This window comes from Cochleicola gelatinilyticus, assembly GCF_001637325.1.
GTDB classification, from domain to species: domain Bacteria; phylum Bacteroidota; class Bacteroidia; order Flavobacteriales; family Flavobacteriaceae; genus Cochleicola; species Cochleicola gelatinilyticus.
Window position 1 is genome coordinate 1 of record NZ_LRXL01000043.1, and the last position, 981, is coordinate 981.

Genomic DNA, 981 nt, shown 5'->3' on the forward strand with positions numbered 1-981 from the left:
TTCGTGTTGCATCTAAGCAAAGCGTGCTCACTCTTGGGCGGCGCAACTACTTATAACAACGCATAAAAACAATAAGCGCACTTCTGAATTCCTTCGGAATTCAATAGTTCTTAGTATCTTTAGAGTTAAATCGAACAGTCGGTCTGTTTTGCAGCTTACTGTTCTTATGCAAACCGTTGCCATTCATTGTTACCAAACTCAACGGAAATAATAAATTGAACCAAATGAGAAAAATAAAATATCTATTAATTCTGACTTCAATAATGCTTTTACCTTCATTTTCACAGCCGATTTTTGCTCAAGAAAATGACTTCATCAAAGAATATTTGGAACGATTAGAAAAATCGAAAGAATACTTAATTCTTGTAGCGGAAATAATGCCAGAAGATAAATATGAATTCAAAGCAACAGCTGAATCAATGAGTTTTTCGGAAAATTTAATGCATATTGGTTGGGCTATGGATTGGCATAGTCAATCATTAATGGGCGGACGTGAAGCGAGAGATTGGAATACTGACACGGAACTTAAAGTAGATAACAAATCGAAAAAAGAAATGATTGCCAAAATCAGCGAGACTTTTGACAAAACAATAGAATTTATCTCAAGCTTTGACCCGATGAGACTTGAAGAAAGATTGGATTATTTTGGAGCAGACAGAACAAAAAGGCAGATTTTACTATTACTTGCCGACCATATCACACATCACAGAGGACAAATGCTTGTTTATATGCGACTGAACGGACTAAAACCACCAAGATATGTTCTGTATCAATAAAACAACGCACGGACTGAATTACTAACTGAAAAAAACAACGAAATGGCAACAATGGCTATAAGTAATTACTCGTTCTCGCCTACTTCTGAAAATCCTTGCGGATTTTCAGTTTGGTGTGTACTTGCAAAGTTAAGTGCTAACCCACGCAACTACTCATAGCCGAGACCGTTATGCACGATGGCTCCCGTGACGCAGAATTCACCTA

General features: G+C 37.0%; 1 protein-coding gene. It reads left to right on the forward strand.

Annotated features, from left to right (window positions below; genetic code table 11):
- Positions 1-224: 224 nt before the first annotated feature.
- Positions 225-776, forward strand: coding sequence for a DinB family protein (locus ULVI_RS10580; protein ID WP_068592614.1), 552 nt, complete (start codon positions 225-227; stop codon positions 774-776).
- The last annotated feature ends 205 nt before the right edge of the window (positions 777-981 follow it).